This window comes from Chryseobacterium sp. TQ-BC-N36, from assembly GCF_058382295.1.
The window spans coordinates 966,649-981,273 of record NZ_CM178175.1; the positions used below are offsets into that span (position 1 = coordinate 966,649).

The window sequence follows — 14,625 nt, forward strand, 5'->3', positions numbered from 1 at the left end:
CTTTACTCTTAAAGCAGTCCATTTATTATTACCTATCAATTTAACCTGTTGTGCATGATACTGTTGTTTATCATGTCATTATAAAAGCTGTTTCCCTGAGGTAGTGTTGATGAAACCGGAAGGTTTCAGTTCATATCGTAAATAAAGACCTCAGAAACATTTTATCACTTCAGGTTATTCATTAATCGTTTTTTCATGTTAAATAAAATTATTGAGTTTTCTGTAAAGAATAAACTCATCATTGCTCTGTTTACAGTGGGGCTGGTCCTTTTTGGGATCTATGAAACCACTAAACTACCCATTGACGCTCAGCCGGATATTACCAATAATCAGGTTCAGATCATTACCACTGCACCTTCTTACGGTGCGGCAGATATAGAACGCCTTGTTACATTTCCTATCGAACAGGCTACCAGTAATATCAGCGGGATTACAGAACTAAGAAGTTTCTCGCGTTTCGGACTTTCATTAGTAACGGTGGTTTTTGATGACAATACCGATGTATATTGGGCACGCCAGCAGGTTCAGGAGCGTTTACAGCTTGTACAGGACAATATACCAGCTGGAATTGGCAAGCCTGAATTAGGCCCTATTTCCACCGGGTTGGGAGAGATCTTCCAGTATGTGGTAAGAGCCAAAAAGGGATACGAAAATGTGTACGATGAAACGGAACTAAGAACCATTCAGGACTGGGTAGTCAGAAGGCAGCTTCTCGGAACCAAAGGGGTAGCCGATGTCAGCAGTTTCGGAGGAAAACTGAAGCAATACGAAATTGCCATTAATCCTAATAAGCTTCAGGCATTTAATATCAATATCAACGATGTTTTTGCAGCGCTGGAAAAAAACAATCAGAATACCGGAGGTGCCTATATCGAAAAGAAAGAAACCGTCTTATTTATAAGAAGTGAAGGGCTCCTGGGAAGCACGGAAGATATCGGAAGCATCCAGGTGGCAAAAACCCAAGGAGGTATTCCGGTACATATTAAAGATGTAGCATCTGTGAAAATAGGGTATGCCACAAGATATGGTGCCATGACCTATAATGATACCGGAGAAGTATCCGGAGCGATTGTTCTGATGCTGAAAGGAGAGAATGCCAATGTAGTCATCGGAAATATTAAGCAAAGACTGGAGAAAATCCAGGAATCATTACCGGAAGGAGTTGTAATTGAACCTTTCCTTGACCGTGCCAAAATGGTAAACAATACCATAAGTACTGTAAAAACAAACCTTATGGAAGGAGCTTTGATTGTTGTTTTCATTCTGGTTTTATTCTTAGGAAATTTCAGAGCAGGATTATTGGTGGCTTCCGTCATTCCTTTGGCCATGCTTTTCGCCATTATCATGATGAATATTTTCGGGGTGGGAGGAAACCTGATGAGCCTTGGAGCCCTGGATTTCGGTCTTATTGTAGACGGAGCCGTTATTATTGTGGAAGCCGTGCTGCATCAGCTTGCCCATAAAAAGCACTTTGGGAAAGACAATATGCTCAGCAAAAAGGAAATGGATGACCAGGTTTCCAGCTCTGCTACCAAGATGGTCAACAGTGCTGTTTTCGGGCAGATCATTATCTTAATTGTATATCTCCCTATTTTTACACTTCAGGGAATTGAGGGAAAAATGTTTAAACCAATGGCCCAGACGGTTGCTTTTGCCCTGATCGGCGCATTTATTCTTTCTCTGACGTATATTCCGATGATGAGTTCTCTGGTATTAAGCAGAAAGAAAAAAGAAAAAGAAAACATTTCAGACCGCGTCATGGGTAAAGTGGAAACAGGACACCAAAAACTGCTGATGAAAGCACTTAAATTCAGAAAAACGATCATTCTAAGTGTATTAATCCTGTTTGCAGGTGCTGTCTTTATTCTTTCCAGAATGGGAGGAGAATTTATTCCTTCTCTTGAAGAAGGCGACTTTGCGGTTGAAATGAGAATCCTTCAGGGAAGTAATATCAACGAAACAAAAAAGGCAACTACACAGGCCGGACATATCCTTTTAACACAGTTTCCAGAAGTAGAAAAAGTAGTGACCAAGATCGGTAGTGCCGAAATTCCCACAGAGCCCATGCCTATGGATGCCGGGGATATTATCATTGTTTTAAAGCCTAAAAAGGAATGGACTTCTGCCCAGTCATTTCCTGAGCTTTCTGATCAAATGAGTAAAGCTCTAAGTGTTATTCCCGGCCTCACAACAAGTTTCCAGTTTCCGGTACAGATGCGCTTCAATGAGTTGATGACCGGAGCCAGACAGGATGTGGTTTGTAAAATCTACGGCGAAGATCTGGACAGTCTTGCCACGTATGCCAAAAAGATTGGAAGCATCATCAATACCGTAAAAGGTGCTCAGGATCTTTATATTGAACCGGTAGTAGGTGCTCCGCAGGTTGTGATTGATTATAACCGTTCTGAACTGTCCCGTTACAATATTTCGGTGGCAGATATCAACAGGGTGATTAATATGGCTTTTGCGGGTCAGACCGCAGGTGCTTTGTATGAAGGTGAAAAAAAGTTTGATATCGTTGTCCGAATGGATAATGAACATAAAAAAGATATTACAAGCATCCAAAACCTTTTGGTTCCTGCTGCTTCAGGAGAACAGATTCCTTTATCGCAGCTGGCTAAAGTGGAACTTAAAAACAGTCCGAACCAGATTCAGAGGGAAGATACCAAAAGAAGGATCATCGTAGGGTTTAACGTGAGAGGAAGAGATGTTCAGAGTATTGTGGAAGAACTTCAGCAAAAAGCTGATAAAAACCTCAAACTGTCATCTGGCTATACCATTTCTTATGGAGGAGCTTTTGAAAATTTAAATGAAGCTAAAGCCAGACTTGGAGTAGCTGTTCCTATTTCATTAGTGATGATTTTCCTTCTCTTATTTTTTGCTTTTGGTTCTGTAAAACACAGTTTGCTGATCTATACAGCTATTCCGTTATCTGCAATAGGAGGTGTCTATTTTCTGGCACTGAGAGGGATGCCTTTCAGTATCAGTGCAGGGGTAGGATTCATTGCTTTATTTGGGGTTGCTGTACTTAATGGAATTGTTTTGATATCAGAGTTTAACAGACTGAAAAAGAACGGAATAACCAACACCAGCAGAATTGTACTCATAGGTACAAAAATCAGGCTTCGCCCGGTCTTAATGACAGCTTTTGTAGCTTCTTTAGGGTTCCTTCCTATGGCAATCAGCAACGGTGCGGGAGCAGAAGTACAGAGACCTTTGGCAACTGTAGTGATAGGAGGGTTGATGCTTGCCACCTTTTTAACCCTTTTTGTACTTCCTATTCTGTACGTCCTGTTTGAACATATTAATAAAGATAAAATGAAATTCTCAAAAAAAACCAACTATAAAAAACTGTCTGTTTTCTTACTGCTGATCTCTTTCGGAAGTCTCCATGCTCAGGAAAACATCACTTATAACCAGGCTTTGGAAAAAGCATACCGGCAGAATGGTACCCTGAAAAACTCAAAATTAGTATCAGATTATCAGGAAAAGCTTAAAGCCAGCTATCTGGATATACCCCAACTCGAAGTTACAGGAGGATTTGGACAGATTCAGGGAGAGGAAACCGATAATTCATTCGGGATCTCTCAAAAATTCAGCTTTCCAACAGTGTATTCAAAAAGAAAACAGTTGCTGGATGCCGAATGGTCTGCCGGTGTTATCAGTCAGAATCTGACAAAGACACAGCTTACCAAAGAAGTGACAGATGTCTTCTACAGAATACTCATCCTTCAGGAGAAGAAAAAAGTATTGGAATATATCAGCCAGCTGTATAATAATTTTGCAGATAAAGCCGTATTAAGATTAAAAAAGGGTGAAGCCAACATCCTGGAAGAATCTACAGCGGAAATCCAGAAAGAACAGGTAAAAGTTCAGCTGAATACCCTTGAAAATGATCTGAATATCGCTAAACTCCAGCTCCAGCTGTTACTTCAATCCGAAACCCCTTACCAACCCGTAGCTGATCAACCAACAATGAATATAGGTCTTCAGATCTCTGAAGAAATGGTAAAACAACACCCTGAACTCCAGTATTTAAAGCAACAGATCAAAATAGGAGAAGCAGAAGTACAGCTTGAAAAAAGCAGGCTGCTTCCTGATCTTCTTGTGGGATATACCAACCAGAGCATGAAAAACATCAATAATAACCGCTTCAATTCGGTTCAGGTGGGTGTGGGAATTCCCTTATTTACAAAAGGGCAAAGAGCTTTGGCAAAGGCTGCACGGGCTAAAATTGCGATTTCTGAAAACCAGTACCAGAGAAAGGAAATAGAACTTAAAAACAGATTGAACCAACAGTTGAACAATTATATGAACCAACAGCGGATCATTGAAAATTATGAACAAAAGCAGCTTCCAAAATCTGAAACCATTCTAAAAACAGCACAGAAACAGATGGAAGTGGGAGAAATTGATTATCTGGATTGGGTAATTCTGGTGAATCAGGCTGTAAAAACAAAAGCAGATTATATTGATCAACTGGAAAAGCTCAATCAGACCGGAGCCGAACTTCAATTCTTAATTTCAAAATAACAACATCATGCATTTCAAGAATATACCTCTATACAGCCTTGCTCTCATCCTTACTTTATCCTCATGTTCAGGAAAAAAAGAAGAAGAAAAAACCGTTTACGAAAACACAAAATTTGCCACAAAAAATGAAAACTCGGTTCATCTTACAGAAAAACAGATTCAGTCTGTAGGGATTACCACAACATTCATTCAGAACAGGAATATGGAAAAGCTGTTACGTTTGAATGGGAAAGTAGAAATTGCACCTTCTCACATCAATTCAATATCCAGTATTATGGGAGGTCACATCAAGTCTATTCATGTGATCAATGGAAGTCATTTCAGCAGGGGACAGGTACTTGCTGTTGTGGAAGACCCACAGTTTATACAGCTGCAACAGGACTATCTCGTGACCAAAGCCCAGCTTGAAGCAGCAAGACTGAATTTCAACCGTCAGAAAGATTTGAATACAAGTAAAGCCAGCAGTGACAAAACCATGCAGACTGCCCAGGCAGATTATTCTACTTTGAATGCCACACTAAAAGGGTTGGAAGAAAAACTGAAAATCATTGGAATCAATGCCAAAAGTCTGACTACCGGAAATATCAGAAGTAAAATCAATATTTATGCTCCGTTTACAGGTTTTGTAAGTAAAATTCTTGTGAATAACGGACAGTACATCAACCCGGCAGATACATTATTTGAATTGATCAATCCGGCTGGATTACTTTTAGAACTAAAGATTTTTGAAAACGATGTGAATGATGTAAAAGTAGGGCAGGAAATTTTGGTGTACAATAATCAGAATCCGGATGTCAAATCCAATGCAAAAATTGTCAGTGTAGTTCCTAGTATTGAAAATGGAGGTTCTGCAACAGCAATTGCCAGATTATCTTCTGTGAATACTGAATTTGTAAAAGGAATGTACGTAAATGCCGAAGTGAATATCAGCAGCCGTTATACAATGGGACTTCCAAACGAAGCCGTAGTTTCTTTTGAAAATAAAAATTATGTTTTTGAAGATCTTGGAAAATCCAATTACAAAATGATTCCTGTAGTCATCGGAATATCTGATGATCAGTTTACAGAGATTTTGAAAGCCGATTTTTTAAAGGATAAGAAAATTGTACAGAAAGGAGCTTACAGTCTTCTGATGATGCTTAAAAACAAAGCTGAATAGCATTAAAAACATCATTGTAACATAAAAAAGATCAGTCAATCGCTGATCTTTTTTATTTCTTCTTTGGAGCTTCCCACTGTGCCCCTTGTTTTCTGAAAAAATCTTCAAGATTGATCCAGTCCTCGTAACTGTGCAAAAATTCTTCTCTATTAACAGGTACATTTTTGCTGTGGTCGTACTGTTTACATCCAAAACATAACTCAATATTTTTCCATTGATTTTCTTTATAAATGAACAAAGTATTGTGCGGCTCAAAACAAAAAGCTCCATCCCAGGCTTTTACAATTTTCTGCCCTTTTATGATGTCTATTAATTCCTGTCTGGATTCAGGAGTTAATACTACTTTATTTATGATAATTTCATGGTTGGGAACACCATTTTTCAGTAAGTCTCTGTAAATTGTTTTACTCTTACCAGGCGTTTCAATATCAATTCTGAGATCTTCATGACTGGTAATAAGAATGGTTTCCGCCTCTTTTAAGTAGTGAATAAGATCTTCATTGACATTTTGGGAAAAAGTCCATATAGAGCTTAAAAATAAGCTTAATGCATATATTTTATTTGTTATCATTTAAGTTTTCTTCTGTATCTGTCATAAATAAGACCAACAAAAGGATATATTAAACTGGTATAGGCCGTTTTTTCAAAAATATAAAACCCAAATTGTCCATCAAGTTTCTCTACTTTCATTGCTTCAAACTGGACAAGCAAATCACTGCCAAAAACAAATATTGAAGTCATAAAAACCAAAAGAATAATAAATGAAAAATGCTCATTTTTAATTTTTCTGAGGGAAAATATATACGCAATTCCGGTAATACCAAGAAACAAAAGATCTGTTATAATATGTTCTTTGATATGAGAATCAATAGTAAAAATATCACCTATCGCGTCGGAAATATTTTCTGCAATTTCCATTGCGACCAAGGCCCCAATCATTATAATGGAAGAAGAAAAAGCAATAAAAGCAGCGATTATTCCGGCAAATAATCCTTTATTTTTTCCCATAGGATGGTTATCGTTTAACTAATAAATATAGCAAAAAAACTATAGCTGATGTGGTAGTCATATAATTAAAGGTGGATTAGTAATAAATTCACAGAAATCGATTCAAAAGAATGACATTTGACATGTTTTTCACAATACAGAATATTATTTAATGCATAATTCATTTTAAAATAATATTTTTAAGCAGTGAATAGTTGTAAAGGATTTTTAGATAAATAAGAAACGAAATTTTTATCAAAACTTTATGACAAAAAAACCTTTGCACAATTTCCATATTCCGGTGATGGGACTGGCTTATACGATAGACAGCCCGATTCGTGTTGCCCAGTATGGAATATCTTCTGTGATCTCCATCATTGATGATGAAATCCTTGAGAAGATGAAGAACTTTTACAATAAAAAGTTCAATCTTGACTATTTCGGAATCTCCACAAAGACTGAGGATTACAGAGCCAGAAGAATTACAGCCTATCTGGATATGGTAGATGATATCGTGAATGAAAAATTTGAATCTTTCAAACAGGAAATCAGCAAAAATAAGGAAGCTTTGAAAGACTTTATGGCCATGCTTCCGAATACTTCAGATCTTAAAAACAGTCTTCAAAATTTAATCAATCAAAAGGAGAACTGGAGTTCCAGTATTAAAAACTTCATAGAATCCAATTTAAAACCGGGAAGTATTGATGTCAATATCATGACGAAAGTGGATAAAGACAATTATCAGAATAATGAACAGCTTCCTGTGATGTATAATGACGCTCATGCTTCACTGCGTGGATTTGCCAAAAGTAAATTATCATCATCAATGGTTCTTTCAGCAGGTATGAATCCTCGTTTATACAGCTATATGGAAGAGTTTGACGACTTTTTCCCGGACGAAAACGGAAATATTAAAAAGAAAATTATCCTTAAAGTAAGCGATTTCCGTTCTGCCATGATCCAGGGGAATTTTCTGGCAAAAAAAGGATTATGGGTTTCAGAATACAGAATAGAATCCGGATTGAATTGCGGTGGCCATGCTTTTGCAACCGAAGGAATGCTACTTGGCCCTATTATGGAAGAATTTAAGCAGAAAAAAAACGATTTGATACAATCTGCTCATTCCTTAATGACGGCTGCTTTAGAACAAAAAGGTAAGCCTGTAATTTCTGAGCCTTTAGAAATGAAAATTACCGTTCAGGGTGGAGTAGGAACTTCTGAAGAACACGAGTTTTTATTAGCTCATTACAGTGTAGACAGCGTTGGATGGGGTTCCCCTTTTTTGCTTGTACCGGAAGCAACTTCTGTAGATACCGAAACCCGAAATCTGCTTGTACAATCAAAAGAACAGGACTTTTATTTAAGTAATATTTCGCCATTGGGAGTGCCTTTCAATACCGTAAAGGGGACATCCAATGAGGTATTGAAGTTTGAAAAAGAAGCAAAAGGGAAATATGGAAGCTCATGTCCCAAAAAACTTCTGGCATTAAGCAAAGAATTTTCTCCGGAAGGAACCTGTACCGCTTCCAGAAAGTATCAGGACATCAAACTGAAAGAGTTGTACACCAATAAGGAAAGCCTGACTGAAAAAGAATTCAATAAAAGAAAATCCGAAATTACCGATAAAGCCTGCCTTTGTGTAGGACTTGTGAATGCGGCATATATGGAACAGAACCTTGAAATTAAAGGGGAAAAACAAGGCGTTGTCATCTGTCCCGGACCGAATATTGCCTTTTTTGATAAGGAAGTTTCTCTTTCGGAAATGGTACAACATATCTATGGAAACACCAATATTCTTTCCGATAAGCAACGTCCAAATATGTTCATTAATGAATTGAAAATGTATGTGGATTATCTGAGAAAGGAGATCACTGAATCCACTGTACAGATTACCCATTCGCAAACAAAAAAATGGAATGCTTTCAGAAAAAATATTCTTGAAGGGATCGCATATTATCATGAGCTTTTTAAAGCATCATCATTCTTCAGCAACGGTTTATCAACCATCAATCTTCAATTACAGGAATATCAACTTCAGCTTATTGCTATTGAAATTCCGCAGGTTGAAAAATAACCGTATTTTTAATTGATAGATAATAAAAACAGCTTTTACATGGCTGTTTTTATTTTTTTTGTTACTAATGAAATCACATGTATCTTTGTTAGAAGTGGCAAAGGTCTAAGAACATTTCAACTTTAATCAATGTAAGACTTTCAGAAAGAAATATAAAAATAAATAGTATTCAATTGTATCGGAGATAAAATCTTTGTGTCTTAAAGCAGTTAGCTTTTAAATTATTTGCGCTTTTGCGCTTTTCCAACACATTCAAATAATAAAAAAACTTAGGAAACATCAGCATTTCCATTTATAATAACTATGGCTGGAATGGTCATTTTGAATATTTTCCAGGCTTAATATTCCCTACCTTAGTGGTCACTTAGTAAAATTATTTTTATGGAAAAAAGAAAAATCAAAAACACCGATTTAACGATTGCCCCAATCAATTTCGGAGGAAATGTTTTTGGATGGACCCTGGACGAGAAACAGTCATTTGATATACTGGACCGTTTTACAGAAGCAGGATTCAACTTTATAGACACGGCAGATACTTATTCATGGTGGGTGAACGGGAAAGGTGGACAATCTGAAGAAATTATCGGAAAATGGATGAAAAGCCGTAACAACCGTAACGATATTGTTTTGGCAACAAAAGTAGGTTCACAAACAAAAGAACATGGCTTTGATATCAGCAGAAAACATATCTTAAAATCCATAGATGAATCGCTGCAGAGACTTCAGACGGATCATATTGATCTCTATTATACCCATTTTGATGACGATGCCACTCCGGTAGAAGAAACGCTGTCCGCTTATGATGAGATTATTAAAGCAGGAAAAGTACGGTATATTGCTGCTTCCAATCTGTCTCCGGAACGTCTGAAAGCATCATTTGACGCGGCAGAAAAGAATAACCTTCCCAAGTATGTCGCTTTACAGCCTCATTATAACCTGATGGAAAGAGAAGGTTTTGAGCAAAACTATGCCCCTTTGGCGGAGCAGTTTGATTTAAGTGTGTTTCCATATTGGTCTCTGGCAGCCGGCTTTTTAACAGGTAAATACCGTACTGAAGCAGATCTTGCAAAAAGTGCGAGAGGTGAAGGGGTAAGAAAATATTTAAATGATAAAGGACTTGAAGTATTAAAAGCGCTGGATCAGGTAAGTACCAAGCATAATACCACTCAGGGAACCGTTTCTCTGGCATGGCTGTTATCCAACCCTTTAATCACAGCACCTATTGTAAGCGCAACCAGTGCATCACAACTGGAAACGGTATTCAATGCGCCAAAACTTGTTTTGGATCAGGAAGATATTGATCTTCTTAATAAGGCAAGCAACTAATTTTTTCGACTTTCATTATAAATTAAAATGAAATCCGTTCAGCTATTGAACGGATTTTTTGTTATTCGACGATGCTTACCACCCCGTCAAAAATTCTTTGAATTTTCGCCACCCCTCCGGAGGAGAGGAATTGAGTTCTTCAGGTGTCATATTGTACGTCAATATTTAATCAGAGTATTCTTTCAGAAGCTGTCTGTAGCTCATCAGTATTGAAGATTTGGAAATAAATCCTATAAAATCATTATTCTCACTCACCACCGGAAGATTCCATACACCGGTATCATCAAAAGTCTGAAGAATATCCAGTGGTTTATTTTCACGGTGAAGCACAGCAGGCGGTGCTTTCATGATCTGGGTAACCGATTGGGAGCTTTCTATTTCTTTGTTAAAAAGATAAGGCCTTATATCATCAAGAGTAAGTACTCCTTTCAGTTTTCTGTTTTCATCTACCACGGCGAAAATATTTTTATTTCCGTTTTTCACCATTTCAAACAATTCTGCAACAGAAGCATTCTGATTGATGGTTTGAGAGTACTGATCAATAAAATCCTCTGTTCTTAAAGCAAAGAGCAGGTTTTTATCATGTTTATTGGTGAATATTTTTCCCTGATCTGCCAAAGATTTCAGTTCCGGGGAAATCGGGGAGAACCATTTGGCAATAAGGTAAGACATTACAGAAACAATCATCAGCGGGATAAACAAATCATATCCGAAACTGGATTCAGCGATCAGAAATATTGCGGTAAGCGGGGCATACAGTACACCGCTCATTGCTCCGGCCATTCCAACCAGAACAAGATTGGTCACAGGAACATCTGTAAATCCCAGATGCTGGCACACCAGTGCGAACAAATACCCTAAAGTTCCTCCAGCAAAAAGAGAGGGAGCAAAGTTACCACCATTTCCGCCACTGAATATGGTAAAAGATGTTGCAAATGCCTTTAAAAGAAGAACCAGAACCAAAAATATAATAATCGTCCAGTCACCAATCTCAAAATATCTGAAAAAACTGTTTTCAATAATAGAGTAGGTATTCCCATTGGTAAAGGCTTTCACAGTTTCATATCCTTCACCGAACAAAGGAGGAAACAGAACGCATAACAGCGAAAGAACAGCTCCTCCAAACATCGCTTTCCGCATTCTTGAAAGCTGAAGCCCTTTTATAAAATGTTCTACTTTCTGAGAAATAACCACAAAATAACGGGCATATAAGCCGGTTACCAATCCTAAAATAAGATAATAGGGGACATTTTTATAGTTGAAGGCATCCCGGGTATAAAACCTGAAAAGCACATCTTCCTGAAGTAAAATTCTTGACAAAAGACTTCCGCAGACTGCAGCTACTACCAAAGGAATAAAGTCAGTAAAAACCACTCCGGTTAGAAGGATTTCAAAAGCAAACATAATCCCCGCAATAGGCGCATTGAATGCTGAAGCAATCCCGGCAGTAGCACCGGCAGCCAACAGTAAAGTACGTTCTTTATAACTTAGCCTGTATGTCTGCGCATAATTTGAACCAATAGCAGCTCCGGTAACGGCAATAGGGCTTTCCAATCCTGCAGAACCTCCCAATCCTACGGTCACGGCACTCTGTATCACCTGGGAATACATTTTAACGGAAGCTACAATGCTGGAATTCTGTGCAATCTCATACAAAATAGCTCCGATTCCTTTACGGTCCTGACCTTTAAAAATTGTCAGAACAATCATGGTAGTCAGTACGATTCCTAAAAAAGGAAAAACGATATAGAATAAAATCTGATATTCAAAATGGACTTTATTGGTAATAAAATAATGAATATTGTGTACCAGGGTTTTCAGGATAACTCCTGCAAGGCCAGCCGTACAGCCCACAAGAATCCCTGAAAGCACAAGAAACTGGTTTCTGCTCAGTCTGTTGTTCAGCCAATGCAGAATAAGCTCATAGCTGCGTGCTTTTTCCAATCCGTATTTCTGGAAATCTCTTTTAAATTTGAGGAAACTCAGGTACTTTTTTTTGTTGTGAATTTTCACCTTAGAAACATTTTTATGCTGTTATGAAATGAATACAGCTCCGTAAATTTATGAAATATCTTACAAAAAACAGCTAAAAATACCTTTTCAACGTTTGGTTTATGAAGTTTTCCTCTCCTTGCAGTTATTCTGTTTTGTTGGATTTTCCTGATAAAAGTAAGCCTGCAGCTATTGCTCCTATGATTCCGGCACCTGCCCACAGCAAAGTTTTTTTAGGAAAGGAAAACAATGTTTTTCCGTCTATTCCCATATTACCTTCGGAGGGCTCCAAAACATTTCCTCCCGTTTTATTATCCATATTAGCATTTTTCATTATCATACGTATTCCTGCTGAAGAGACATAACGGATGATTCCGGGAACCATTTCATATAAATTTTTAAATACAATGGCAGACCAGTCCGGATAGATGACTTCTTTTGGATTTTTAGCGGTCTTTACAATTGCAGAAGCCAGTTTCCGGGGATCAAAAGAGGGTGGAGGGGTACTCAGTTTTATTCCTGAATAATTGGCAGCGTGTTCTATTCCTGAAGATTTCTGAAAACCGGGATACAATGCACAGATATGAATATCCGGAAAATCTGAAACCTCCCCCTGTAATGTTTCCACCATACCGCGAACCCCGAATTTTGAGGCTGTATAGGCTGTTCCATACGGTGCCGGCATCCATCCGCCAATAGAAATATTATTGAGCAGTACTCCTTTTTTCTGCTTTTTAAATACAGGAAGTACCGCATGAGCCGCGTGCATGTATCCTAAGAGATTTGTTTTAACAATCTGGTCTGTAACATCTGCCGGAATTTCCTCAAATTTACCAAATGCCAGAACTCCCGCATTATTTACCCAATAATCAATTTTGCCACTGAATTCAAGGGCTTGTTTGACAAGATTCTGAACATCTTCAGCTATGGAAGTATCTGTAGGTACTGCAATTACAGTAGCCCCAAGCTTTCTGCATAATTCTGCTGTCTCTTTAAGTGCGTCTTCACCTCTTGCTGCCAGAACAAGGTCTGCACCCTGCTCTGCAAAAGCTTCTGCTGTGGCTTTACCAACTCCGCTTGATGCTCCTGTAATAACCACTGTTTCTCCGAAAAAAGGAGGTCTTCTTTGATTTTTCATACTATAAGATTTTAGTGTTGGTATTTATTATGTAATTATCCGTTGCCTGTCGTATTTCTTTTCGGAAAAAGAATAAGCCTGATGGATGGATTGTTGGTGATAAATAAACGGAACCAATCCACTGCCAGCTGAATTTTGTTTTTGAACCCTACAAGAGGAATAATGTGAATAAAAAGCCAGGTGAGCCAGGCAATAAAGCCATTAAAGGAATGCTTTGGAAGATCCACTACAGCATTGTATTTTGAAATGATAGCCATACTTCCTTTATCATTGTAATGGAATGGCTCCAGCACTTTTCCATCTTCTATCCGTTTGAAATTGGCGGCAAGATTTTTACCCTGCTGAATGGCAACCTGAGCCAGCTGAGGATGTCCCTTAGGATATTTTTCTTCTGAAAGCATCAGTGCTATGTCTCCTAATGCATAAATAGTATTGGTTCCTTCTACTTTATTATAGGCATCAACCAGAATTCTCCTTCCTTTTCCGATACTGTTTTCCGGTAATCCAGGAACTTCTTTTCCGATCACTCCCGAAGTCCAGATCAGCGTTTCTGTCTCAATAATGTTTCCGTCGCTTAAGATGACTTTGTTATCGGTATAATCCTTTACAGAAACATTCAATACAATTTTAACACCTAATTCTTTCAGTTTTTCATAAGCTGTCTTCTGAGCCAGCTGACTCATCGGAGAAAGAAGGGTAGGCAGTGCGTCTATAAGATAAAGATTGGAAAGGCCTAACTTAATTTCCGGATATTCTTTCTGAGCAATATACCTTCCCATCTCCGCAAGCATACCTGCCAGTTCAACCCCTGTAGGGCCACCACCTGCAATAACGATGTTCTGAAGCTTTTCGGCTTGCTTGATATCTTTATTACGGGCCGCTTCTTCAAGGGTAAGCAGGATATGATTTCTCAGGTAAAGTGCTTCTTCGATATTTTTCATTGGCAAGGCACATTTCTTTACATTTTCCATTCCGAAAAAGTTGGATTCTGTTCCCAGTGCCAATACCAGATAATCATAACCCAGAGTACCGGTATCCGTATCTATTGTTTTGTTTTCAGGATTTACCCTAATCAGGCTGCCCATATGGAATTTCACATTTCTATTGTTTGAAAACAGTTTTCTGAAAGGGTAGCTGATATTGGAAGCCTCTATAAAAGAAGTAGCCACCTGATAGATAAGGGGTGGAAAAAAATGATAGTTATTCTTATCGACCAGCGTTATTTTGAACCTTTTATCATTTTTGAGAGATTTGATAAGGTTAATACCCGCAAATCCTCCTCCTACGATTAGAATATTCTTTTTCATATGAAATAATTTATTGAAATGGCGTATTACAGTTTATTCAATAACAGGACCAAAGAAGCGATGAAAAAAACATTTAACATAATATTTAAAATATCAAAAGAAGCCTTAT

Annotated in this window: 9 protein-coding genes; 4 read left to right on the top strand and 5 right to left on the bottom strand. The window is 38.0% G+C overall.

Translation table 11 applies throughout. The features are described from left to right. The first annotated feature begins 195 nt into the window (after positions 1-195). Together AC3FI7_RS04220 and AC3FI7_RS04225 are read left to right on the top strand one after the other, a co-directional pair. Positions 196-4,533 (top strand): CusA/CzcA family heavy metal efflux RND transporter, encoded by a 4,338-nt coding sequence (locus tag AC3FI7_RS04220; protein ID WP_491461493.1) that lies wholly within the window; start codon positions 196-198, stop codon positions 4,531-4,533. A 7-nt stretch (positions 4,534-4,540) separates the two neighbouring features. Next, positions 4,541-5,692: an efflux RND transporter periplasmic adaptor subunit gene (locus AC3FI7_RS04225; protein ID WP_491461494.1), complete on the top strand. Its 1,152-nt coding sequence runs from the start codon at positions 4,541-4,543 to the stop codon at positions 5,690-5,692. A 52-nt stretch (positions 5,693-5,744) separates the two neighbouring features. Here the strand turns inward: AC3FI7_RS04225 and AC3FI7_RS04230 are convergent, their stop codons facing one another. Further along, positions 5,745-6,263, bottom strand: a complete 519-nt coding sequence (locus AC3FI7_RS04230; RefSeq protein ID WP_491461495.1) for a hypothetical protein — start codon at positions 6,261-6,263, stop codon at positions 5,745-5,747. Beyond that, positions 6,260-6,700, bottom strand: coding sequence for a hypothetical protein (locus tag AC3FI7_RS04235; protein WP_491461496.1), 441 nt, complete (start codon positions 6,698-6,700; stop codon positions 6,260-6,262). The genes AC3FI7_RS04230 and AC3FI7_RS04235 overlap by 4 nt, the downstream gene beginning before the upstream one ends. A gap of 244 nt (positions 6,701-6,944) precedes the next feature. Here AC3FI7_RS04235 and AC3FI7_RS04240 point away from each other — a divergent pair, with 244 nt between their 5' ends. Both AC3FI7_RS04240 and AC3FI7_RS04245 read left to right on the top strand, forming a co-directional pair. Beyond that, positions 6,945-8,753, top strand: a complete 1,809-nt coding sequence (locus tag AC3FI7_RS04240; RefSeq protein ID WP_491461497.1) for a hypothetical protein — start codon at positions 6,945-6,947, stop codon at positions 8,751-8,753. Between the two features lie 381 nt (positions 8,754-9,134). Further along, positions 9,135-10,079 carry an aldo/keto reductase gene (locus AC3FI7_RS04245; protein ID WP_491461498.1) on the top strand — a complete coding sequence of 315 codons (945 nt, stop codon included), beginning with the start codon at positions 9,135-9,137 and terminating at the stop codon, positions 10,077-10,079. A 165-nt stretch (positions 10,080-10,244) separates the two neighbouring features. Here AC3FI7_RS04245 and AC3FI7_RS04250 read toward each other — a convergent pair whose 3' ends face one another. The 3 genes from AC3FI7_RS04250 to AC3FI7_RS04260 form a co-directional block, all read right to left on the bottom strand. Next, positions 10,245-12,092: a chloride channel protein gene (locus AC3FI7_RS04250; RefSeq protein WP_142723062.1), complete on the bottom strand. Its 1,848-nt coding sequence runs from the start codon at positions 12,090-12,092 to the stop codon at positions 10,245-10,247. A 124-nt stretch (positions 12,093-12,216) separates the two neighbouring features. After that, the gene (locus AC3FI7_RS04255) at positions 12,217-13,209 is read right to left on the bottom strand and encodes an SDR family oxidoreductase (RefSeq protein WP_491461499.1); all 993 of its coding nucleotides are present in this window, start codon (positions 13,207-13,209) and stop codon (positions 12,217-12,219) included. Positions 13,210-13,244: 35 nt separating this feature from the next. Further along, complete coding sequence (locus AC3FI7_RS04260; protein WP_491461500.1) at positions 13,245-14,516, bottom strand: NAD(P)/FAD-dependent oxidoreductase; 1,272 nt, start codon at positions 14,514-14,516, stop codon at positions 13,245-13,247. Positions 14,517-14,625 lie beyond the last annotated feature (109 nt).

Bases quoted from the DNA above. Each gene is read 5' to 3' on its own strand.
- AC3FI7_RS04260 (WP_491461500.1), bottom strand. From the start codon at position 14,516: ATGAAAAAGAATATTCTAATCGTAGGAGGAGGATTTGCGGGTATTAAC.
- AC3FI7_RS04235 (WP_491461496.1), bottom strand. From the start codon at position 6,700: ATGGGAAAAAATAAAGGATTATTTGCCGGAATAATCGCTGCTTTTATT.
- AC3FI7_RS04220 (WP_491461493.1), top strand. From the start codon at position 196: ATGTTAAATAAAATTATTGAGTTTTCTGTAAAGAATAAACTCATCATT.
- AC3FI7_RS04240 (WP_491461497.1), top strand. From the start codon at position 6,945: ATGACAAAAAAACCTTTGCACAATTTCCATATTCCGGTGATGGGACTG.
- AC3FI7_RS04245 (WP_491461498.1), top strand. From the start codon at position 9,135: ATGGAAAAAAGAAAAATCAAAAACACCGATTTAACGATTGCCCCAATC.
- AC3FI7_RS04225 (WP_491461494.1), top strand. From the start codon at position 4,541: ATGCATTTCAAGAATATACCTCTATACAGCCTTGCTCTCATCCTTACT.
- AC3FI7_RS04230 (WP_491461495.1), bottom strand. From the start codon at position 6,263: ATGATAACAAATAAAATATATGCATTAAGCTTATTTTTAAGCTCTATA.
- AC3FI7_RS04255 (WP_491461499.1), bottom strand. From the start codon at position 13,209: ATGAAAAATCAAAGAAGACCTCCTTTTTTCGGAGAAACAGTGGTTATT.